Raw genomic sequence first — 20,137 nt, 5'->3', positions numbered from 1 at the left:
AGGCATCAGACAGGATGACCCAGACAGAAAGAACATGAATGAAGATAACGAATGACCGGACACTGCGCCGCCAGACATGGCAAGCGGATCGGCGTCATCATGCCTGAGAGGTTCGATGCTCGGCCAGTGTTGCCAACCAACCCTCACCTCGCGGTGTCATGGCCGTCAATTCGGCCTCGCGCCCTTCGTCGGCGACGAACAGCGTGATGCGCAGATCCGGCGTGGGCAGAAAGCCCTGACCACAGCTCGGCCACTCGATCAGCGCCAAGCTGTCGGCGGCGAGCAGATCGCGCCCTCCGATGAACTCGAGCTCTTCAGGGTCGGCAAGACGGTAGAGGTCGAAGTGGTTGATGTGCCACTCGCCACCCTCGGCCCGTGGCAGCACGTAGGGCTCCACCAGGGTGTAGGTCGGGCTCTTGACCGCACCCTGGTGACCATAGGCGCGCAGCACGCCGCGGGTCAGGGTCGTCTTGCCCGCCCCCAGCTCGCCCTCCAGAAACACCAGCCCGCGGCCGGCAAGGATATTTCCCAATTGAGTGCCGAAGGCAACCTGGGCGTTTTCATCAGACAGAAGTATGCGCATCTCGGGCCCGTGGATTGAGCAATAAATGCATATAGGATGCCAGATCACCTGCGAGCAGGCCACGTTCACCACGCTCCTGTACCGCCCGGTCGGCCGCCAGGGCATGCACCAGCACCCCGAGCCTGGCCGCCTGTGCCATGGCGCGCGTGACTCGCCGCGCCTGTGCCGCTTCATCTGGGGATGAACGCGGCTGGCGTGCATCGAAGCCGCCGTTGAGCGCCTGCGCCGCCAGCCCCGCGATGATGCCACCCAGCACATCGCCCATGCCGCCACTGGCCATGCCCGGGTTGCCATAGGGGCAAAGCGCCACCGCCGGCCCCTCGAGAACTCCCGCAGGGCTCGCCACCAGACTGCCCGCGCCCTTGAGTACCACGCTGCCGCCGAAACGCTGCTGGAGCGCTCTTGCGGCTGCGATCCGGTCATGTTCGACGTCCGCCACACTGCAATCGAGCAGACGCGCGGCCTCGCCAGGATGCGGCGTCAGCACCCAGTCGTCGCGGCGGATGATCTCGCCTTCGCTCGCGCGCCAGGCCAGCAGGCTCAGGCCATCGGCATCCACGACCAGCGGCTGACCCGCCGCCAGCACCCGCGACATGCCGCCCCAGCCCCACAGCATGCTCTCGAGACTCTCGGTACCCATGCCCGGGCCAACCAACGTCACGCTGGCCTGTGCCAGCTGTGACTCAAGCACGGCGAAGCCATCGTGGCTGCTGCCCTCCGGGCCACTCTTGAGGCCGCGCGCCATGACCTCAGGGCAGCGCGTCAGGCTGGCGCTGATATGCGCAGGCGCCGTCAGCAGCGCGACCTTGCCGGCGCCGGCCCGTGCCGCCGCTTCGCTGGCCAGCAATACCGAGCCGCCCAGCCCCGGCCCGCCACCGAACACCAGCACGCTGCCGGTGTCACCCTTGTGGGCCAGCGGCGAACGTGGCACCAGCTCGGACTCCAGCCAGCGCGGCGTCAGGCGCTGTACGCCGTCCCGGGCCAGCAATGCCGCGGTACGCGACTGCGCGACCACCTCTGGCAATACACGCGCCGCGCCCAGGCGCGCCAGACTGACATGCCCGGCGTGCAGCTCGGCACGACCGGTGTGCAGGCCCGGCTTGTCGACCAGAAACGTCAGCGTCACATCCGCCTCCACGGCGACACCCGCGACTGCACCCGTCGCGGCGTTCAAGCCTGAGGGCACATCCAGCGCCATGACATGCACGCCCTGCTGATGAGCGTGATTGATGCGCTCGATGGCTTCGACCACGCTGCCGCGCGGCGCATCGCGCAGGCCGATGCCGGTCAGCGCATCCACCAGCAAGGGCCAGCCCTTGAGCAGCGCATCCGCCGCCTCCTCATCGGCCTTCGGCCATGCCAGCGTCTCGACGCCAGCCTCGCGCGCCGCGATCGCGGCCAGCTGCGCATCACCGGTCAAGGCATCCTCCGGCGTCAAGGCGATGACCCGCACCTCGAAGCCCGCCAGCAATGCCAGACGCGCCAGCAGATAGCCATCGCCGCCATTGTTGCCGCCACCACACAGCACGCACACTCTGCGCGACTCCGGCCAACGCTGACGCAGCAGATCGAACGCCGATTGCGCGGCGCGCCCCATCAGGCGCTTCTCCACCGGCGCCTCGCTCTGGCCACTGTCAGCGGCAATGGTCTCTTCCGCGAGCATCCAGTGCTCCAGATCACGCAGCGCCGCCAACGGCCACAGACAGTTGACCGAACGCCACAGCGTCATGGTCGCCGAAGAAGGCGGCGGGCAGGTCTGGTCAGAGGTCGATTGGTGCGCTGTCATGCCTACACTCCTTGTCTGGATATCCGTTGCCTGACTGGATGTTCGTTGCCTGTATAGAGGCGCGTTGCCTGGCGTGAGGCATGGCGTTGCGTACCGCCTTCCTTTCCACTGCACCTTACCTGACGTGCTCGCGCCCTCAGGCAGCACGCTTGGGCTGACCGGCAAGTTGCGCTAAGGTGGCGCGCCTCTGCCCTTGATCTCGCTGGAAACCCCATGTCTGCTTCGCACTCATCCACCGCCGCCGCTTCGCCTGCCGACACCGGAAGCCCCGCTGCCGATGAACAGGCCATGGCGGAACTGGCGACGCGCATCAAGACATGGGGGCGCGAGCTGGGTTTTCAGCAGGTCGGCATCACCGATGTCGACCTCTCGGCCCATGAAGCCTATCTGGAACGCTGGCTGGCCAATGGCCATCACGGCGAGATGAATTTCATGGCCAAGCACGGCACCAAGCGCACTCGTCCTGAAGAGCTGGTGCCCGGGACACTGCGCGTCATCAGCGTGCGCCTCGATTACCTGCCGCCCGAGGTCGAGACCACTCAGGTGCTCAGCCAACCACAGCGCGCCTATGTGTCACGCTACGCGCTGGGGCGTGATTACCACAAGCTGATGCGCAAGCGACTGGCCAACCTGGCCAAGCAGATCGAGAAGGAAGTCGGCAAGTTCGGCTATCGCGCCTTCGTCGACTCCGCTCCGGTGATGGAGCGCGCCCTGGCGCAGAAGGCCGGCATCGGCTGGTTCGGCAAGAACGCCATGCTGATGAATCAGCAGGCCGGCTGCCTGTTCTTCCTGGGCGAACTCTACACCGACCTGCCCCTGCCGGTGGACGCCCCCTTTGAAAAGGAACACTGCGGCAGCTGCAACGCCTGCAAGGTCGCCTGCCCGACGGACGCCATCGTCGAGGACAAGGTCGTCGATGCGCGGCGCTGCATCTCGTACCTGACCATCGAGCTCGATGGTGCCATCCCCGAGGAATTCCGTCGCCCGATGGGCAACCGCATCTATGGCTGCGATGACTGTCAGCTGTTCTGCCCCTTCACGCGCTTCGCCAAGGCGACCCAGGAGACTGACTTCTCGCCGCGCCATGACCTGGATCGCATCGAGCTGATTCGCCTGTTCTGCTGGGGGGAGCAGGAATTCCTCAGCAAGACGGAAGGCAGCCCGATTCGACGCATCGGCTACGAGAAGTGGCTCTCCAACATCGCCATCGGGCTGGGCAATGCGCCCTGGTCAGAGCAGGTCGAGCATGTGCTGCGCGCCCGCCTGGCCTACCCCAGCGAGCCACTGCGCGAGCATGTGCGCTGGGCGCTGAAGGAGCAGGCCATCAAGCGCGGCGCCCGCCTGGCCACCGCGCTCTGACCTCCATCCCCGAATCGCTCAGACGATGCCCTGCTGGGTCAGCTTGAGGAAGGTCTTGCGATAATGCGCAAGCTCCGCCAGTGATTCACGGATATCGTCCATCGCCTGGTGGGTCGCACGCTTCTTGAAACCGTCCAGCGCGGCTGGATTCCAGCGCTTGGCCAGCTCTTTAAGGGTCGAGACATCGATGTTGCGATAGTGGAAGAATTCCTCCAGCAACGGCATCTCGTGCTGCAGGAAGCGGCGGTCCTGATGCACGCTGTTGCCACACATCGGCGAGGCACCTGCCGCCACGTGCCGGGCAAGGAACTCGAGGGTCTGGCGTTCGGCTTCGGCGGTATCGATCTGACTTTCCTTGACGCGCTTCACCAGCCCGGATTCACCATGGGTGCGCGTATTCCACTCATCCATCGCCCCCAGCAGGCTGTCCGGCTGATGCACGGCCAGCACCGGGCCTTCGGCAATCAGGTTGAGGTCGCCGTCGGTGACCAGGGTGGCCACCTCGATGATACGCTCACGCGCCGGGTCGAGACCGGTCATTTCCAGGTCGATCCAGATGAGGCGGTCGGCCTGCGCGGTGGGATTTGCCATGGGTCACTCCTTGCTGAGCAGATGATGGAATGGCGCGGGACGCCAGTCGATGACAGCAGTATCACACGCCATCCCGGGGCGTCGCACGACACCCGAGGGCGCAAAGGGTACAATCGCGCCGCAAAGGGGGGAAGACTCTCCCATCCCTGGCGAACGAACGGCGACCGGAGTCACCAGCCAAGCATGAGTAAACGCAAGCTAAGCCGCCAGCAGCAATGGCGAATCGAGAAGGTGCAGGCCGAGCGTACCAAGCGCGCCGAAAAGCGCGAGACGCAGGACCGTGACAAGCTCGACGCCGGCGAATATGGCCCGGAGCAGCATGGCCGTGTCATCGCCCACTACGGGCGCAGCCTGGAAGTCGAGAGCGAATCCGGCAGCCTGCACCGCTGCCACCTGCGCGCCAACCTCGAGACGCTGGTCACCGGTGACCGGGTCATCTGGCGCGAAGCCAGCGACGCCAGCGGCGTGGTCGTCGCGCGTGGCGCACGCACCACCGAGCTTGAACGCCCCGACATGCGTGGCGTGCTCAAGCCGGTGGCGGCCAACATCGATCAGATCCTGATCGTGTTCGCCGCCGAGCCCGCCCCGCAGCCCAACCTGATCGACCGTTATCTGATCGCCGCGGAAGCCACCGGCATCACGCCGGTGCTGGTGCTCAACAAGGTCGACCTGCTGCCGGAAAGCGGCGGTGAGCTGCGCGACCTGCTGGCGCGCTATGAAGCGCTCGGCTACGAAGTCGTCGCCTGCACCACGCGTGGCGAGTCGGGGCTGGACGCCCTCAAGGCCCAGCTCAGCGACCGCACCTCGGTCTTCGTCGGCCAGAGTGGCGTCGGCAAGTCATCCCTGATCGGCATGCTGCTGCCCAGAGAAGAGGTTCGTGTCGGCCCGCTGTCGGCCGAATCACGCCAGGGCATGCACACCACCACCACCGCCTGGCTCTATCACATGCCGGATGGCGGTGACCTGATCGACTCGCCCGGCATCCGTGAATTCGGCCTGGTGCACCTGACGCCTGAACAGGTCACCGACGGCTTCCGCGAGTTCCACGACTATCTCGGCTATTGCCGCTTTCGCGACTGCAAGCACGAGAAGGAGCCGGGCTGCGCCCTGCTGCAGGCCGTGGACAACGGTGAAATCGGCCGCGTGCGCTTCGAGAGCTACAAGAAGATCCTGCTCTCGCTGACCGAAAGCTGATCAGGCGCAATCAAAAAAGCCGTCAACAAAAAGCCCCGCCAGGCAGTCACTGCCTGGCGGGGCTTTTTCATGCTCGAGGCCCTCGAGATACATCACACTCTCGAGACACGTCACTGCCGCTTTCGAAGCCTAGCCTTCCAGCAACAGCAGCAGTGACAGCGCGAACAGCACCCACATGGTCGGGCGAATCTCGCGCGCCTTGCCGACGCCGAGCTTGATGACCACGAAGCTCAGGAAACCGAACACGATACCGTGCGTGATGGAATAGGTCAGCGGAATCATCACCATGGCGATGAAGGCCGGAATCGCATCATCGAACTGGTGCCAATGGATCTTGCCGATCGGCTCCATCATGAACACGCCGACCAGAATCAGCGCCGGGGCAGTCGCGATGGACGGCACCAGCGACAGCAACGGTGCCAGGAACAGGAACGGCAGGAAGCAGAGCGCCACCACCACCGCGACCAGCCCGGTGCGTCCGCCCTGGCTGATACCGGCCGCCGATTCGATGTAGGCATTCGCCGGGCTGGTACCCAGTGGCGCGGACACCAACGCCGAGAAGGCATCGACCATCATCGAGCGACGGATATTGCGCGGGTCACCATTCTCGTCCTTCAGATTGCCCGCCTCGGCCACCGCCATGAAGGTCGAGAGCGCATCGAAGAACACCGTGAACAGGATGACGAAGATGAACGGCGCATAGGCCACCTTGAGCGAACCGAGCAGGTCCAGCGCCAGCAGGCCGCTGAAATCAGGCGCAGCGAAGATACCGGTGAAGTTGACCAGCGTCGGCTGAGCGATCTCCGGCGGGAAGTAGGCGCTGCCATCCCCCCACAGACGCCCGATGGTGGTCGCCATCAGGGTCGTGACGATGATGCCGATGATCAGTGCGCCGTGAATGCGCTTCGCGACCAGGATGGCGGTCAGCGCCAGCCCCAGCAGGAAGACCACCAGCGAGGGCGTCATCGGCGCCACGCTGACCACGGTGACCGGGTTGGAGACGATCAGCTTGGCATTCACCAGACCGATCAGGGTGATGAACAGGCCGATACCACAGGCGATGGCGTAGCGAAGCTGAGCGGGAATCGCATCGATCACCAGGCGGCGCACGTTGAACAGGGCCAGTACCGCGAAGATGACGCCGGCCCAGAACACGCAGCCCAGCGCGACCTCCCAGCTCATGCCGCCGCCCAGCACCATGGTGTAGGCGAACAGGGCATTGATGCCCATGCCCGGCGCGACCAGGATCGGGTTGCGCGCGTACAGGCCCATCATCAGGCTGCCGAAGAAGCTGACCAGCACCGTCGCCGTGAGGGCGGCACTGAATGGCACGCCGGCGGCTGACAGGATGCCGGGGTTGACCACGATGATGTACATCGACGCCATGAAGGTGGCGATGCCCGCCAGCACTTCCGTGCGCGTCGTGGTGCCTTCGGCACGCAGTGAGAATAGGCGCTCGAGCAAGATGATGACTCCCGTTCAGGATGAAGCGATTGAGTAGCAGCTAAGCGTCGACAAGTCGCCGATACGCTGCACCGAAATGACACACGTTGAGCGCCCGTACCGCACTCGAAGAGTGCAGCAGCGCCACTGGCGACAGACAGTGTATTGCCTGAGGCCGCGAAGAGGATGATCCCGAGGGCCAGAATGTGGCATTCGCCCAAGGCCTACTGCGCTGAAACAAGCGCTTCTTTTTACAAGACCTACAAGACCTACTGGATCTACTGGCTGCTGGGACTACTGGCTGGCCTCGCCAGCTGACCAGAAGCCGTCCTTGAACTGTCCGGAAGGCTGTCCAGAAGGTCAGGTCGTGGCGCGCACAGGACATTCACACGTTCGCCCCAGAATGTGACGCGCGGCATTATACTGAAAACATGTCGTTTCAGGGGACAAGATGGCAAGGAATCTGGCGCGGTGACACTTCGCCTCGCCGCAGTGCCTTGATTGCAGTGTCTTGATCGCAGTGCCTTGACCGCAGTGACTTGACCACAGTGCCAGCCGACGTGCCATGATGCCGGATGGATCACTCTTTTCGTAGAAGCAAGGATTACGCCATGTCTCACGACTCTTCACACCCTTCCCCCTCGGAAGCCGACCTGCTGCCCTTGATCGTCGAACCGCAGCAGCTCGCGGAGGTGCTCGACCATCCTGATATCGTGATCGTCGACGTGCCGCTGAAAGCCGAGAGCCATGCGCGTCACGTGCCCGGCGCTCGCCTGCTCGACTTCAAGCAGCTGGTCGGCAGCAATGATGACGACATTCCCGGCGTGCCGAGCCCAGAGGCACTGTCTGACGTGATGTCAGCGCTTGGCATCACCCGCGACAGCCATGTGGTGGCCTATGACGATGAAGGCGGCGGCTGGGCCGGACGCCTGCTGTGGACCCTGGCGCTGCTCGGCCATACCCGCTACAGCTACCTCAATGGTGGCCTGCACGCATGGCAAGGTGATGGCCTCCCACTGAGTGACACCGCCAGCGACTGGAGCTCCAGCGAGTATCATGCCGCCTACATGGACACCAGCGTGATGGCGACGCGGGAAGACATTCTCGACCGGCTGGCCGCTGAGGACCCGCAGGAGAGCGTCGTGGTCTGGGATGCGCGCTCCGCGGAAGAGTATCGCGGCGAAAAGGGCCAGAACGCCCGCCTCGGCCATATCCCGGGCGCCGTGCATTTCGAGTGGACCGAGGCCATGGACCGTGAGCGCAACCTGCGCATCCGCGACTATGCGGAGCTGGTGACCGAACTGGGCGCTCGCGGCCTCAATCCCGAACAGCACATCGTGACGCACTGCCAGAGTCATCACCGCTCCGGCCTGACCTGGCTAGTGGGTCAGGCGCTGGGCTTCCGCGATGTGCGCGCCTATCCGGGCTCCTGGAAGGAATGGGGCAACCGTGACGACACGCCCATCGAACGCTGAAGGCGCTCGATCGCAGACTGGAATGCCCCTTTCGAGCGCCGGCACGCCAAGGCAGGCCATGTCGGGATGACGCGCATGGCCTGCCTGGCAACTGTCGCCAGGCCCACGGCTGCGGCAATCCGCAGGCTTGAGCCGTTATTGACGATGGGCTAAGGTGCAGCCCAACTGCTGGCCGCCGCTTGAGCCGGCCAACGCCCGCCCTCTCGAGGAGCGGGCTTTTCATTCCTGAAAGTGCCTGCAAGGATCGCCATCGTGGATCGCGCCAAGCTGTTTTCCCTGAGCCAGTACCCACTGCCCCAGCACCTGATCTCACGCCTCATCGGCCGTATCGCCGCCTGCACCAATCCGTGGGTCAAGAACACCTTCATCGAGCGTTTCATCAAGGCCTACGACGTCAACATGAGCGAAGCGCTGGAAGAGAATCCGCGCGCCTATGCCTGCTTCAATGACTTCTTCACCCGAGCGCTGAAGGCCGATGCCCGCCCCATCGGAGAAGGGCTGGTCTCACCGGCCGATGGCGTGCTGTCCCAGTTCGGCGCCATCGAGCATGGCACCCTGGTGCAGGCCAAGGGTCAGGCGTTCTCGCTGACCCAGCTGCTGGGTGGCAGTGAAGAGCGCGCCGCCCCCTTCCGCAACGGCCGCTTCGCCACCGTCTATCTGTCACCGAAGGACTATCATCGCGTCCATATGCCGGTGGCCGGTCGCCTGGTCGAGATGGCCTATGTCCCGGGAAGCCTGTTCTCGGTCAACGAAGCCACTGCCAAGCACGTGCCGGGCCTCTTCGCGCGCAACGAGCGACTGGTATGCATCTTCGAGACCGAACACGGTCCGATGGCGATGGTGCTGGTCGGCGCGATGATCGTCGCGGCGATCAAGACCGTCTGGAGTGGTCAGGTCACGCCGCTTTCCGGTGATGTCGAGACGACCCGTTTCGATCAACTCATCGAACTGGCGCATGGTGCCGAGATGGGCCGCTTCCAGCTCGGCTCCACCGTGGTGATGTGCTTCCCGGACAGCGTCGAGTTCGATGACGCCCTGACGCCGGGCCAGAAGGTCAGCATGGGGCAGTCACTCGGCATGCGTCCGTCTGCGACAGCGCCGGCCCCGGCCGAGGCAGAAGAGCATGCGACAGAGACGGCGCAGGACACGCCGGCCACAGACGAGAAATAAGGTCAGGCCTGGCGGAGCGCGAGCACGACACTCGTGCATAAAGCCCGCACATAAAAAAAGGGAAGCCCCTGGCTTCCCTTTTTAACGACAGGAGACTGACCGCGCTCCTCGCCTTCTTGCCTTGCCCCGCGATGAACGTTGCCATCGGGGTGATCACTACCTTCAGTGCCCAAACAGATCAGAGTCCTCCATGACGGGCGTCACGCTCTCACGACGCGACTGCCGGATGATGCCTCGAAGGCTCCGAGGGTTCGAGCCATCATCTGTCGCCTTCTTTCACCATGCCCGATAAAAGAAGACCCGCTGCGACCATTGCCCTGGTCCTGCCATCCCCTTGCCTGCGAGCTTCGCCGGCAAGCGCCAACCCTCCACGCTGACTTCTCCAGTCTAGTCGACGCACGCTCGGCAAGCGTGTTGGCAATAAACGCTGGGATTCACGCAAATCACATCGAAAGCTGCCTCTCATGTCGGCTCTCAAGCACGTGATGCCGGGAAAGCGATGACCGCCGAGATATCGCACTCCCCCAGCGCCAGCATGATCAGACGATCCAGCCCCAGCGCCACCCCGCTCCCTGCGGGCATCCCCGCCTGCAAGGCCGCCACCAGGCGCTGATCCACCGCTACCTCAGGCAGGCCCTGGGCGACTCGCGCCGCATTGTCTTCGGCAAAGCGCGCCGCCTGCTCACTGGCATCGGTCAGCTCGTCATAGCCGTTGGCCAGCTCGATGCCCGCCACGTAGGCCTCGAAGCGCGACGCCACCCAATCACCCTCACTGTCCTGATGCTTGCGCGCCAAGGCAGCCTGTGCGGCCGGATACTCGGTGACCAGCTCCACGGTAGCCTGCCCCTGCGCTCCTGCGCCCTGTGACCTTGAGCCAAGAGTCGGCTCGATCACCAGGCTCATCAGCGCATCCAGGCAGGTCTCATGCGACCAGTCGTCAGCCGCGACCTCACATTCTCGCGCACAGGCGGCTCGTAGCTCCTCAAGCGAGGCCGTGAAGGGATCCAGCGCCAGCACACGGCGAAACAGCGCACGGTAAGGCGTGATGGCAGGCCTGGTCTGGGCGTCTTGAGGCGCAGTGAGCAACGACGGCTGACCGGTCAGCTGTGCCCCGAGCGCCATCACGCGCCGGATCAACTCGCAGGTCTCCGTCATCAGCGCCTCAAGGCTCATGCCGGGGCGATACCACTCCAGCATGCAGAACTCGGGATTGTGGCGGCGGCTGACCTCGCCATCGCGGAAGGCACGCGCGATCTGGAAGATCGACCCGCTGCCGGCTGCTAGCAGCCGCTTCATGTGAAATTCCGGGGAGGTCTGCAGCCACATCGCCACACGCTCCCGCTCGCCCGGCAACTGCGCGGTCAAGGACAATGACGCGAGACCGACATCCGTCGAACCGGCCTGCCCCAGTACCGGGGTTTCCACCTCCAGCACCTCACGCTCGGCGAAGAAGGTGCGCACTTCATTGATCAGACGCGCGCGCTGGACGAGCCGCTCGCGCGTGGCAGTGGGCGCCCAGTCATGCGGCAAGGGGGACTTTGAAGCATCAGCGGGAATATGGACGTCTGACATGGCGAGCTCGACGAGTGGAACGGCAAGGGACAGTGGCCAACCTGAAGGAGTGACCGGCACAAACGATGATGCCCCGCACGAGGCGAGGCATCAGGGTGTTCACGACGTGAGCGAAAGGGCTCAGGCGCGAGACACGTACTCGGCGCTGCGGGTATCGACCTTGAGGACTTCGCCCTGGTTGATGAACAGCGGCACACGCACCACGGCACCGGAAGACAGGGTCGCCGGCTTGGAGCCACCGTTGGCGGTGTCGCCCTTGAGACCCGGGTCCGTCTCGACGACTTCTAGCTCGATGAAGTTCGGCGCGGTGACGGCGATCGCGTTGTCGTTCCACAGCGTGATGGTGTAGACGACCTGCTCTTTCAGCCACTTGACCGTGTCGCCCAGCGCCTTGCCATCGACAGCGTACTGCTCGAAGGAGCCATCGGTACGCATGAAGTGCCACATCTCACCGTCGGTGTAGAGGTATTCCATGTCGACTTCCATGACATCGGCGGCTTCGATGCTCTCACCGGACTTGAAAGTACGCTCCCATACACGACCGGTCTTCAGGTTGCGCAGCTTGACGCGGTTGAAGGCCTGGCCCTTGCCCGGCTTGACCAGTTCGTTATCGACGATGGCACAGGGATCATTGTCCAGCATCACTTTCAGACCGGACTTGAATTCGTTGGTAGAATAGTTGGCCATCTTGCTCGCTCTCGACTCGTTAACGGGTCTTGCCCGCCATGAATTCCAGATTGCAGTCAATTGGCTGCAATCATGACTAGAAGTGATGCGCATGATAACCCGAACCCCTGCATCCTTGCATACCATCCCGCACACCAGCCACGAAAGTCGTGCCTCAGAGGCCTTCTCATCTGCCGCTGAAGCCCCGTCGGCCCCGAATGACTGGCGTGCACAGCTACGCGACGTGATCCGCTCTCCACAGGCTCTGCTGGAGCGCCTGGGGCTTGAGCGCGAGTGGCTGCCGGGCGCCCGTGACGGCCATGAACTGTTCGCGATCCGCGTGCCCGAGGCCTATGCCAGCCGCATCCGCGCCAATGATCCCGACGACCCGCTATTGCGCCAGGTGCTGCCGCTGGACGCCGAGACCGACGTACTCGACGGCTACGTCACCGATCCGCTGGAAGAGGCCGAGCATACGCCGCTGCCGGGGCTGATCCACAAGTACACCAACCGGGTGCTGCTGATGGCCAGCGGTGGCTGCGCGATCAACTGCCGCTACTGCTTCCGCCGTCACTTCCCCTATGACGACCATCAGCCCAGCCGCGCGCAGTGGCAGGATATTCTCGACTACCTGCGTGCCGATGAGCGCATCCACGAGGTGATCCTGTCCGGCGGCGACCCGCTGGTCTCCCCCGACAAGCGCCTGGCGTGGCTGGTGGCGTCACTGGGCGAGATACCGCATCTCAAGCGTCTGCGCATCCACACCCGCCTGCCGGTGGTGATTCCGGACCGCGTCAATGATGAGTTGCTCGGCTGGCTGGGCGCTACACGCCTGCAGAAGGTGCTGGTCATTCACACCAACCATGCCAACGAGCTGGACGACGCCGTCGCTGCCGCCATGACTCGCCTCAAGAGTGCCGGTGTCACCCTGCTCAACCAGGGCGTCATCCTGCGCGGCGTCAATGACAGCGTGGAAGTGCAGACGGCCCTCGCCGAGCGTCTCTTCGAGTGCGGCGTACTGCCCTACTACCTGCATGCCTTCGACCCCGTGCAGGGCGCCGCCCACTTCGCGGTCAGCGATGAAGAGGCCTGCAACCTGATGGAAGCGCTGCTTGAGCATCTGCCCGGCTTCTTGATGCCGCGCCTGGTACGTGAAGTGCCCGGCCGACGCTCCAAGACACCTCTTTCCAAGCCCCCTCTGTCCAAGCCCACAATGTCCAATCCCCCTGTGTCCAAGACACATCCGGGAGTCGACGCTACCGCCACTGGCCCTTCGGCGTCTTCCTCTGCGGGCGACGGACGCGAGCCATCTTCGCTCAACCTGACGGGTATCATCGCCAGCGCGTGAATGGCGCACTGGCAGCGTGAGGCAACAACAGGCGGCGTGCTGCACAAAATTTGCTACTATCGCTGGCCAATTTCATCATCGGCACACGCCCTGAGAGGCGTGGCCATGCTCAAGGAGCCCATCACATGCCCCACCTCGTCATTGATTATGCCGACAGTCTGGCCCCCAGCCTCGACATGGACGCGATCATGGATGACCTGCATGCCGCCGCCATGCACAGCGGCCTGTTCAAGGAAACCGACATCAAGGTGCGCGCGGAAAGCTGGCGCCACTGGCGACTGGCCGGCAATCAGGCGCCACTGGCGCACAAGCACGGCTTCGTCAATCTGCACTGCCACCAGCTGGAAGGCCGCAGCGATGACGACAAGTCGCGCCTCGCGGATATCCTGATGGAGGCCCTCAAGCCTCACTGCGAGGCGGCACGTGAAGTCAGCGTGGAGATCGTCGAGATCACCCGCGCTACCTATCGCAAGCACAAGGCCTGAGCGCACAGGGCGTGTCACACAAGGCATGTCATACAAGACGTGTCAGGAGTGACATCCCCGCGCACGCGGCGCACGGGTGACTCACCACCCCTGAGGCCGCATACGAAAACGCCCCGTGGCTTTCGGCCATGGGGCGTTTTTTCTTCTCGCGATCAGCGATTCAAGCCAACGGGCGAACTCAGGTGCCCGTCATGGCCATCGGGACGTGAAGCAGGTCATTGAGACGGTGGGCATGCTCGGCGGCCTCGCGACCCACGGAGGTCAGATAACCGCCATCGGGCAGCGTGGTCAGCCCCTTGGCGTGCAGACGCTCGGCAGCGGCCACCATGTCGGGACTTGCATCGTGGCGAATCTTCAAGCCCTTGAGGGCGGCGTCATGCGGGAACAGACACAGCAGGTGCAGTTCATCGTCATAGGGTGACGGCATGGGCAAACTCCTGACGGCGTGGCGAGTGGCGTTCTGGTATGGCATCGACTGACGGCCTCATCCGGCGGACAAATCCAGCGAATGACGCCATCGTCGATACTCTCTTCCAGTCTAGCCCTCGGCCCTGAAACGACCGTGCTGCTTTGGGACTAGATGCGCGGTCGGATCGCACCCACGAAAACGCCCCCACCACGACGGCGATGGGGGCGTTGTCACTCACACACTGACTTGTCACTCAGCGCAGGCATTCAGCGGCTGAATCACGGATCAATGCTCGAGATCCTGCTGGCGATAGCCCATCAGATAGAGCACGGCATCCAGTCCCAGGGTAGAGATCGACTGGCGCGCCTTTTCGCGTACCAGTGGCTTGGCGCGGAAGGCAATGCCCAGGCCCGCTTCGGCGAGCATCTTGAGGTCGTTGGCGCCATCCCCGACGGCGATGGTCTGCTCCATGCGCAGGCCATGACGCTCGGCGATCTCGCGCAGCAGCAGCGCCTTGCGCTCGGCATCGACGATCGGTTCACGCACCTCGCCGGTGACCTTGCCATCGACGATCACCAGCTCGTTGGCGTGAATCTCATCAAACCCGAGCAGTTCCTGGAGATGGCGTGCGAAATAGGTGAAACCACCGGACAGGATCGCGGTGCGGTAGCCCAGCGCCTTGAGATTGGCCATCAGGCGCTCGACCCCATCCATCAGCGGCAGATTGGCGGCGATATCCGCCAGCACCGACTCATCCAGCCCCTTGAGCTTGCTCATGCGTTCACGAAAGCTTTCCTGGAAGTCCAGCTCGCCCCGCATGGCCCGCTCGGTGACTTGCGAGACTTCCTCGCCGACACCGTGACGGCGTGCCAGCTCATCGATCACTTCGGTCTGGATCAGCGTCGAATCCATGTCGAAGCAGATCAGGCGACGATGACGACGCCAGATATCGTCTTCCTGGATCGCGATATCGACACCGTGCAGTGCCCCCAATGCCAATGCCTTCTCGCGCAGCGCATTGATGTCGGTGTCGTGCTCCGGCAGGCGCAGCCAGCACTCGATACAGGCGCCTTCGGCCGGTGACTCGCCATCCAGCGGCTCGCGCCCCGACAGTCGATGCATCAGCTCGACGGTAATGTCGAACTCGGCCGTCAGACCGCCGACCTCGGCCAGAATACCGGCCGGCAGACGCGGCGCCAGCAGCGTCAGAATCCAGCGCGGGCGCTCCGCCTGATGACTCCAGCGTGCATATTCCTCGGCACCGACCTGCACGGCCTGCACATCCAGCCCCAACTGTTCACCGGCGGCGGCCAGCGCGGCTTCCAGATCAGACTCCGCACCCAGCGCCACCAGCGCTTCCAGTGACACCAGCCCGAAGGTCACGCTCTGATTGATGTCCAGCAGTCGTGCGCCACTGCGCGCCAGCGCCTGACCGAGCCCTGCCAGCTGTCCCGGACGAGCCGCACCGGTGGCGCGGATCAAGATACGTTGTGTCATCGGAAAATCGTTCCTGAGCTATTGAACATCACGGTGTTGTCTCCAGAGCGTATCAGCTGCCGATCAACTGTCGACGGCCAGACGATCGACCTTCTGGAAGCCCTTGGGCAGTTTGCTGCCGCGACGGCCACGCTCGCCACGGTAATAGTCGAGATCGGCACCCTTGAGCAGCGTCTTGCGCTTGCCGGCGTGCACCACCAGGGTCGCGCCGGCGGGCAAGACCACCAACGAGCGCACGAATTCTTCGCGGTTGGCCGCGCGCTCACCCGGAATTGACAGCATCTTGTTGCCCTTGCCCTTGGACATCTCGGGCAGCTCGGCGAGCGGGAAGACCAGCAGGCGTCCTTCGTTGGACACCACTGCCACTTCCAGCGCAGCCCCATCGCCCTGCGCTGACTCAGGCACCTCAGGGATCGCCACCGGCGGCAGCACCGCACAGCCACGCGGCAAGGTCAGCGCCGCCTTGCCGGACTTGTTCTTGCCGGTCAGCTGCTCGAGTGTGGTCACGAAGCCATAGCCGCCATCGGAGGCTAGCAGATAACGCGCGGAGGGCGCATCAAGCAGCAGGCCGACCATCGCCGCCCCCGCCGCCGGATTCATGCGCCCGGTGATCGGTTCGCCCTGCCCGCGTGCACTGGGCAGATTGTGCGCGGCCAGGGTGTAGGCACGCCCGGTGTCATCCAGCAGCACCAGCGGCTGATTGGTCTTGCCGCGCGCCGCCAGATGGAAGCGGTCGCCGGCCTTGTAGGACAGGCCTTCGGGATCGATATCATGCCCCTTGGCGGCACGGATCCAGCCCTTCTCGGACAGCGCGACGGTGATCGGGTCGGCGCCCATCAGCTCGACTTCCGACAGCGCCTTGGCTTCGCCGCGCTCGACCAGCGGTGAGCGACGTGGATCACCGAAGTCGGTGGCGGCCTGCTCAAGCTCACTGTCGATCAGGTCCGTCAGTGCCTCGTCATTGCCCAGCAGATGCTTGAGGTGCTTGCGCTCGCGCTTGAGCTCGTCCTGCTCGCCCCGCAGCTTCATCTCTTCAAGACGCGCCAGGTGACGCAGACGCAGCTCGAGGATCGCCTCGGCCTGACGCTCGGAAAGCTGGAAGGTCTCGATCAGGCTGGCCTTGGGGTCTTCCTCCTCGCGGATGATGCGAATCACCTCGTCGAGATTCAGGTAAGCCGTCAGCAGACCCTCGAGGATATGCAGACGGTCCTCGACCTTGGCCAGACGATGCTCGAGGCGACGACGCACGGTGGCGCGACGATAGCGCAGCCACTCGGCCAGCATCTCGTGCAGCGCCATCACGCGCGGGCGCCCCTTGAGGTCGATGACGTTCATGTTGACGCGCGCGTTCTTCTCGAGGTCCGTGGTGGCGAACAGGTGCGCCATCAGGCCTTCGATATCGACTCGATTGGAGCGCGGCTGAATCAGCAGGCGCGTCGGGTTCTCGTGGTCGGACTCATCACGCAGGTCCGCGACCATCGGCAGCTTCTTGGCCTGCATCTGGGCGGCGATCTGCTCGATCACCTTGGCGCCGGAGACCTGATACGGCAGCGCCGTGATCACGATATCGCCTTCTTCCAGCACATAGCGGGCGCGCATCTTCACGCTGCCACGACCGGTGCGGTAGAGCTTGGCGAGGTCGGTGCGCGGCGTGATGATCTCCGCCTCGGTGGGGAAGTCCGGTGCCGGCAGGTACTCCATCAGCTGATCGCTGTCTGAGTCCGGATGACGCAGCAGATGGCGGGTGGCGGCCACGACTTCATGCACGTTGTGCGGAGGAATGTCGGTCGCCATGCCCACCGCGATGCCGGTGGTGCCGTTGAGCAGCACATTGGGCAGACGCGCCGGCAGCACCTTGGGCTCGTTCATGGTGCCATCGAAATTGGGCACCCAGTCGACGGTGCCCTGGGAGAGCTCGGACAGCAGCACCTCGGAGTACTTCGACAGCCGCGATTCGGTGTAACGCATGGCCGCGAAGGACTTGGGGTCATCCTGGCTACCCCAGTTGCCCTGGCCATCCACCAGCGGATAGCGATAGCTGAACGGCTGCGCCATCAGCACCATCGCCTCGTAACAGGCGCTGTCGCCGTGGGGGTGGAACTTGCCCAGCACATCGCCGACGGTACGCGCCGACTTCTTGTACTTGGCGTTGGCCGTCAGGGACAGTTCGCGCATGGCGTAGACGATGCGGCGCTGCACCGGCTTCATGCCATCGCCGACATGCGGCAGGGCGCGGTCGAGAATCACGTACATCGAGTAGTCGAGGTACGCCTTTTCGGTGTAGTCACGCAGGGCCAGACGTTCGACGTCACCCTCCGCGACCTGGATATCCATGCTCATGGGCGCTTGACCTTGATTACGAGCGTAAAACCGGGGAGCGCCTGACTGTGGCGCTCCCGAAAGAATGCTGTCGCGCAGCTTGTCTGGCTTTCGAAGTTCAGCTGCTTTCGAAGTTCAACTGGCCGTGAAAGCTCAACCGATGATCAGACCTCGATGTCGGCCATGTTGCCGTAGTCCTCGAGCCAGCTCTTGCGATCACTGGCGCGCTTCTTGGCCAGCAGCATGTCGAGCATCTCGTGGGTGCCGTCATCCGCACTGCGCGTCAGCTGCACCAGGCGGCGGGTGTCCGGCGCCATGGTGGTCTCGCGCAGCTGCAGCGGATTCATCTCACCCAGACCCTTGAAGCGCTGCACGTTGGGCGTGCCACGTTTGCTCTCGAGCTGCTTGAGGATGTGTGCCTTCTCGCTCTCGTCCAGGGCGTAATGCACTTCCTTGCCCAGGTCGATGCGGTACAGCGGCGGCATGGCGACGAAGACGCGCCCGGCATCCACCAGCGCCGGGAAATGACGCACGAACAGCGCGCACAGCAGCGTGGCGATGTGCAGACCATCGGAGTCGGCATCCGCCAGGATGCAGACCTTGTGATAGCGCAGCTTGGTGAGGTCATCCGAGCCCGGGTCCAGGCCGATGGCGACCGCGATGTCGTGGACTTCCTGGGAGGAGTAGATGTCATGCGACTCGACTTCCCAGGTATTGAGGATCTTGCCACGCAGCGGCAGGATCGCCTGGGTCTCGCGGTTGCGGCCCTGCTTGGCGCTGCCGCCAGCGGAGTCACCCTCGACCAGAAACAGCTCGCTGTCGGCAGGGTCGGAGCTTGAGCAGTCCGAGAGCTTGCCCGGCAGCGCAGGCCCGGAGGTGACCTTCTTGCGCGCGACCTTCTTGGCGCTCTTCAGACGACGTTGGGCCGCCGAGATCACCAGTTCCGCCAGCGCTTCAGCCTGATCGACATGGTGGTTGAGCCACAGCGAGAAGGCGTCCTTGACCACGCCGGAGACGAAGGCGGCGACGCTGCGTGAGGACAGGCGCTCCTTGGTCTGGCCGGCGAACTGCGGATCGAGCATCTTCACCGACAGCACGAAGGCGGCGCGCTCCCACAGGTCATCCGCGCTCAGCTTGACACCACGCGGCAGCAGGCTGCGGTAGTCGCAGAACTCCTTGAGCGCCTCGAGCAGACCGGAGCGCAGGCCATTGACGTGGGTGCCCCCCAGCGGCGTGGGGATCAGGTTGACGTAGGGTTCCTGCACCAGCTCGCCGCCTTCCGGCAGCCACTGGATCGCCCAGTCGACGCCGTGCTCCTCGTCCTCGAAGTGGCCGACGAAGGGCGATTCCGGCAGGCGTTCGAAGCCATCGGTGGCGCCGAGCAGGTAATCGCGCAGGCCGTCCTCATAGTGCCAGGTCGTCTCGCTGCCATCGGTCTCGATTAGCACGACCTTGAGCCCCGGACACAGCACGGCCTTGGCACGCAGCAGGTGGCGCAGGCGCGGCATCGCCAGACGGGGGCTATCGAAGTAGCTCTCGTCCGGCCAGAAGCGTACCAGGGTGCCGGTATTGCGCTTGCCGACGGTGCCGATCTGGGTCAGCTCCTCGACCTTCTCGCCATTCTCGAAGGCGATGCGCTGACGCAGGCCATCGCGGCACACTTCCACTTCCAGACGCGTCGACAGCGCATTGACCACCGAGACGCCCACGCCGTGCAGACCGCCGGAGAAGCGATAGCTGTCCTGGGAGAACTTGCCCCCCGCATGCAGCTTGGTGAGGATCAGCTCGATGCCGGTCACGCCATGCTCGGGGTGGATGTCGGTGGGCATGCCACGGCCGTCATCGCCGACCTCGATACCGCCATTCTCGAGCAGGCGCACGCGGATTTCCTTCGCGTGCCCCGCCAGCGCCTCATCGACGGAGTTGTCGATGACTTCCTGCGCCAGATGGTTGGGCCGAGAAGTGTCGGTATACATGCCGGGCCGCTTGCGGACCGGTTCGAGGCCGGAGAGGACCTCAATGGAACTGGCGCTGTACTGACTCATCGCAGCCTTGTGTCCTTGGTGTTGACGTCCGCCAACCGACTCGCCCTTTCACGTGCGCGAGACGGACAACGGATTCCTGAAAAATGAGAGACCGGCGTCTGGCGTTCAGCATCAAACGCCCTGCCATGTCGTGCCAAGAGATGCCGTGTCCAGCCAGGTCATGGTGTGTCATGGCAGAAAGCACCACGCATGTGA

Annotated in this window: 16 protein-coding genes; 6 read left to right on the top strand and 10 right to left on the bottom strand. The window is 64.1% G+C overall.

What is annotated here, in order from left to right; all coding sequences use genetic code 11:
- Positions 1–97: 97 nt before the first annotated feature.
- Positions 98–583, bottom strand: a complete 486-nt coding sequence (tsaE, locus tag F8A90_RS05320; RefSeq protein ID WP_200019295.1) for a tRNA (adenosine(37)-N6)-threonylcarbamoyltransferase complex ATPase subunit type 1 TsaE — start codon at positions 581–583, stop codon at positions 98–100.
- Positions 564–2,369 carry an NAD(P)H-hydrate dehydratase gene (locus F8A90_RS05315; RefSeq protein ID WP_200019294.1) on the bottom strand — a complete coding sequence of 602 codons (1,806 nt, stop codon included), beginning with the start codon at positions 2,367–2,369 and terminating at the stop codon, positions 564–566. The genes tsaE and F8A90_RS05315 overlap by 20 nt, the downstream gene beginning before the upstream one ends.
- Positions 2,370–2,657: 288 nt before the next feature.
- On the opposite strand from F8A90_RS05315, the gene queG reads away from it, so the two are divergent.
- Entirely contained in the window at positions 2,658–3,728 is a 1,071-nt protein-coding gene (gene queG, locus F8A90_RS05310; RefSeq protein ID WP_233593635.1) for a tRNA epoxyqueuosine(34) reductase QueG, read from the top strand.
- A gap of 18 nt (positions 3,729–3,746) precedes the next feature.
- On the opposite strand, the gene orn is transcribed toward queG, so the two are convergent.
- Complete coding sequence (gene orn / locus F8A90_RS05305; RefSeq protein ID WP_200019292.1) at positions 3,747–4,319, bottom strand: oligoribonuclease; 573 nt, start codon at positions 4,317–4,319, stop codon at positions 3,747–3,749.
- A gap of 183 nt (positions 4,320–4,502) precedes the next feature.
- Between orn and rsgA the strand changes: the two genes are divergently transcribed.
- Positions 4,503–5,513, top strand: coding sequence for a small ribosomal subunit biogenesis GTPase RsgA (gene rsgA / locus F8A90_RS05300; protein WP_043335189.1), 1,011 nt, complete (start codon positions 4,503–4,505; stop codon positions 5,511–5,513).
- A 129-nt stretch (positions 5,514–5,642) separates the two neighbouring features.
- Here the strand turns inward: rsgA and F8A90_RS05295 are convergent, their stop codons facing one another.
- Positions 5,643–6,977 carry an NCS2 family permease gene (locus F8A90_RS05295; protein ID WP_153635353.1) on the bottom strand — a complete coding sequence of 445 codons (1,335 nt, stop codon included), beginning with the start codon at positions 6,975–6,977 and terminating at the stop codon, positions 5,643–5,645.
- A 590-nt stretch (positions 6,978–7,567) separates the two neighbouring features.
- Here F8A90_RS05295 and F8A90_RS05290 point away from each other — a divergent pair.
- The gene (locus tag F8A90_RS05290) at positions 7,568–8,431 is read left to right on the top strand and encodes a sulfurtransferase (protein ID WP_200019291.1); all 864 of its coding nucleotides are present in this window, start codon (positions 7,568–7,570) and stop codon (positions 8,429–8,431) included.
- A 252-nt stretch (positions 8,432–8,683) separates the two neighbouring features.
- A complete protein-coding gene (gene asd, locus F8A90_RS05285; protein ID WP_200019290.1) occupies positions 8,684–9,601 on the top strand; it encodes an archaetidylserine decarboxylase in 918 nt (305 codons plus the stop codon).
- Positions 9,602–10,075: 474 nt separating this feature from the next.
- Here asd and epmA read toward each other — a convergent pair whose 3' ends face one another.
- Positions 10,076–11,173: an EF-P lysine aminoacylase EpmA gene (gene epmA, locus F8A90_RS05280; RefSeq protein WP_442778889.1), complete on the bottom strand. Its 1,098-nt coding sequence runs from the start codon at positions 11,171–11,173 to the stop codon at positions 10,076–10,078.
- A 120-nt stretch (positions 11,174–11,293) separates the two neighbouring features.
- Positions 11,294–11,860 carry an elongation factor P gene (efp, locus tag F8A90_RS05275; RefSeq protein ID WP_043335182.1) on the bottom strand — a complete coding sequence of 189 codons (567 nt, stop codon included), beginning with the start codon at positions 11,858–11,860 and terminating at the stop codon, positions 11,294–11,296.
- A gap of 91 nt (positions 11,861–11,951) precedes the next feature.
- On the opposite strand from efp, the gene epmB reads away from it, so the two are divergent.
- Both epmB and F8A90_RS05265 read left to right on the top strand, forming a co-directional pair.
- A complete protein-coding gene (epmB, locus tag F8A90_RS05270; RefSeq protein WP_200019289.1) occupies positions 11,952–13,187 on the top strand; it encodes an EF-P beta-lysylation protein EpmB in 1,236 nt (411 codons plus the stop codon).
- A 125-nt stretch (positions 13,188–13,312) separates the two neighbouring features.
- Positions 13,313–13,672, top strand: coding sequence for a 5-carboxymethyl-2-hydroxymuconate Delta-isomerase (locus F8A90_RS05265; protein WP_166019447.1), 360 nt, complete (start codon positions 13,313–13,315; stop codon positions 13,670–13,672).
- A 178-nt stretch (positions 13,673–13,850) separates the two neighbouring features.
- Here F8A90_RS05265 and F8A90_RS05260 read toward each other — a convergent pair whose 3' ends face one another.
- The 4 genes from F8A90_RS05260 to parE all read right to left on the bottom strand — a co-directional run bounded on the left by F8A90_RS05260 (position 13,851) and on the right by parE (position 19,942).
- Entirely contained in the window at positions 13,851–14,099 is a 249-nt protein-coding gene (locus tag F8A90_RS05260; RefSeq protein ID WP_043335179.1) for a TIGR02647 family protein, read from the bottom strand.
- Between the two features lie 267 nt (positions 14,100–14,366).
- Positions 14,367–15,578 carry a phosphoserine phosphatase SerB gene (gene serB, locus F8A90_RS05255; protein ID WP_166019446.1) on the bottom strand — a complete coding sequence of 404 codons (1,212 nt, stop codon included), beginning with the start codon at positions 15,576–15,578 and terminating at the stop codon, positions 14,367–14,369.
- A 63-nt stretch (positions 15,579–15,641) separates the two neighbouring features.
- Complete coding sequence (gene parC, locus F8A90_RS05250; protein ID WP_200019288.1) at positions 15,642–17,918, bottom strand: DNA topoisomerase IV subunit A; 2,277 nt, start codon at positions 17,916–17,918, stop codon at positions 15,642–15,644.
- 143 nt (positions 17,919–18,061) lie between these two features.
- A complete protein-coding gene (gene parE, locus F8A90_RS05245) occupies positions 18,062–19,942 on the bottom strand; it encodes a DNA topoisomerase IV subunit B (protein ID WP_200019287.1) in 1,881 nt (626 codons plus the stop codon).
- Between the last annotated feature and the right edge of the window lie 195 nt (positions 19,943–20,137).

The sequence above is a fragment of the Cobetia sp. cqz5-12 genome (assembly GCF_016495405.1).
Lineage (GTDB): Bacteria > Pseudomonadota > Gammaproteobacteria > Pseudomonadales > Halomonadaceae > Cobetia.
This window is presented reverse-complemented; position numbering and strand designations above follow the sequence as displayed.

Coding starts and splice junctions, on each gene's coding strand:
- F8A90_RS05290 (WP_200019291.1), top strand. CDS start 7,568: ATGTCTCACGACTCTTCACACCCTTCCCCCTCGGAAGCCGACCTGCTG.
- F8A90_RS05260 (WP_043335179.1), bottom strand. CDS start 14,099: ATGCCGTCACCCTATGACGATGAACTGCACCTGCTGTGTCTGTTCCCG.
- parE (WP_200019287.1), bottom strand. CDS start 19,942: ATGAGTCAGTACAGCGCCAGTTCCATTGAGGTCCTCTCCGGCCTCGAA.
- parC (WP_200019288.1), bottom strand. CDS start 17,918: ATGAGCATGGATATCCAGGTCGCGGAGGGTGACGTCGAACGTCTGGCC.
- queG (WP_233593635.1), top strand. CDS start 2,658: ATGGCGGAACTGGCGACGCGCATCAAGACATGGGGGCGCGAGCTGGGT.
- serB (WP_166019446.1), bottom strand. CDS start 15,578: ATGACACAACGTATCTTGATCCGCGCCACCGGTGCGGCTCGTCCGGGA.
- tsaE (WP_200019295.1), bottom strand. CDS start 583: ATGCGCATACTTCTGTCTGATGAAAACGCCCAGGTTGCCTTCGGCACT.
- orn (WP_200019292.1), bottom strand. CDS start 4,319: ATGGCAAATCCCACCGCGCAGGCCGACCGCCTCATCTGGATCGACCTG.
- epmA (WP_442778889.1), bottom strand. CDS start 11,173: ATGTCAGACGTCCATATTCCCGCTGATGCTTCAAAGTCCCCCTTGCCG.
- F8A90_RS05265 (WP_166019447.1), top strand. CDS start 13,313: ATGCCCCACCTCGTCATTGATTATGCCGACAGTCTGGCCCCCAGCCTC.
- rsgA (WP_043335189.1), top strand. CDS start 4,503: ATGAGTAAACGCAAGCTAAGCCGCCAGCAGCAATGGCGAATCGAGAAG.
- efp (WP_043335182.1), bottom strand. CDS start 11,860: ATGGCCAACTATTCTACCAACGAATTCAAGTCCGGTCTGAAAGTGATG.
- F8A90_RS05315 (WP_200019294.1), bottom strand. CDS start 2,369: ATGACAGCGCACCAATCGACCTCTGACCAGACCTGCCCGCCGCCTTCT.
- epmB (WP_200019289.1), top strand. CDS start 11,952: ATGATAACCCGAACCCCTGCATCCTTGCATACCATCCCGCACACCAGC.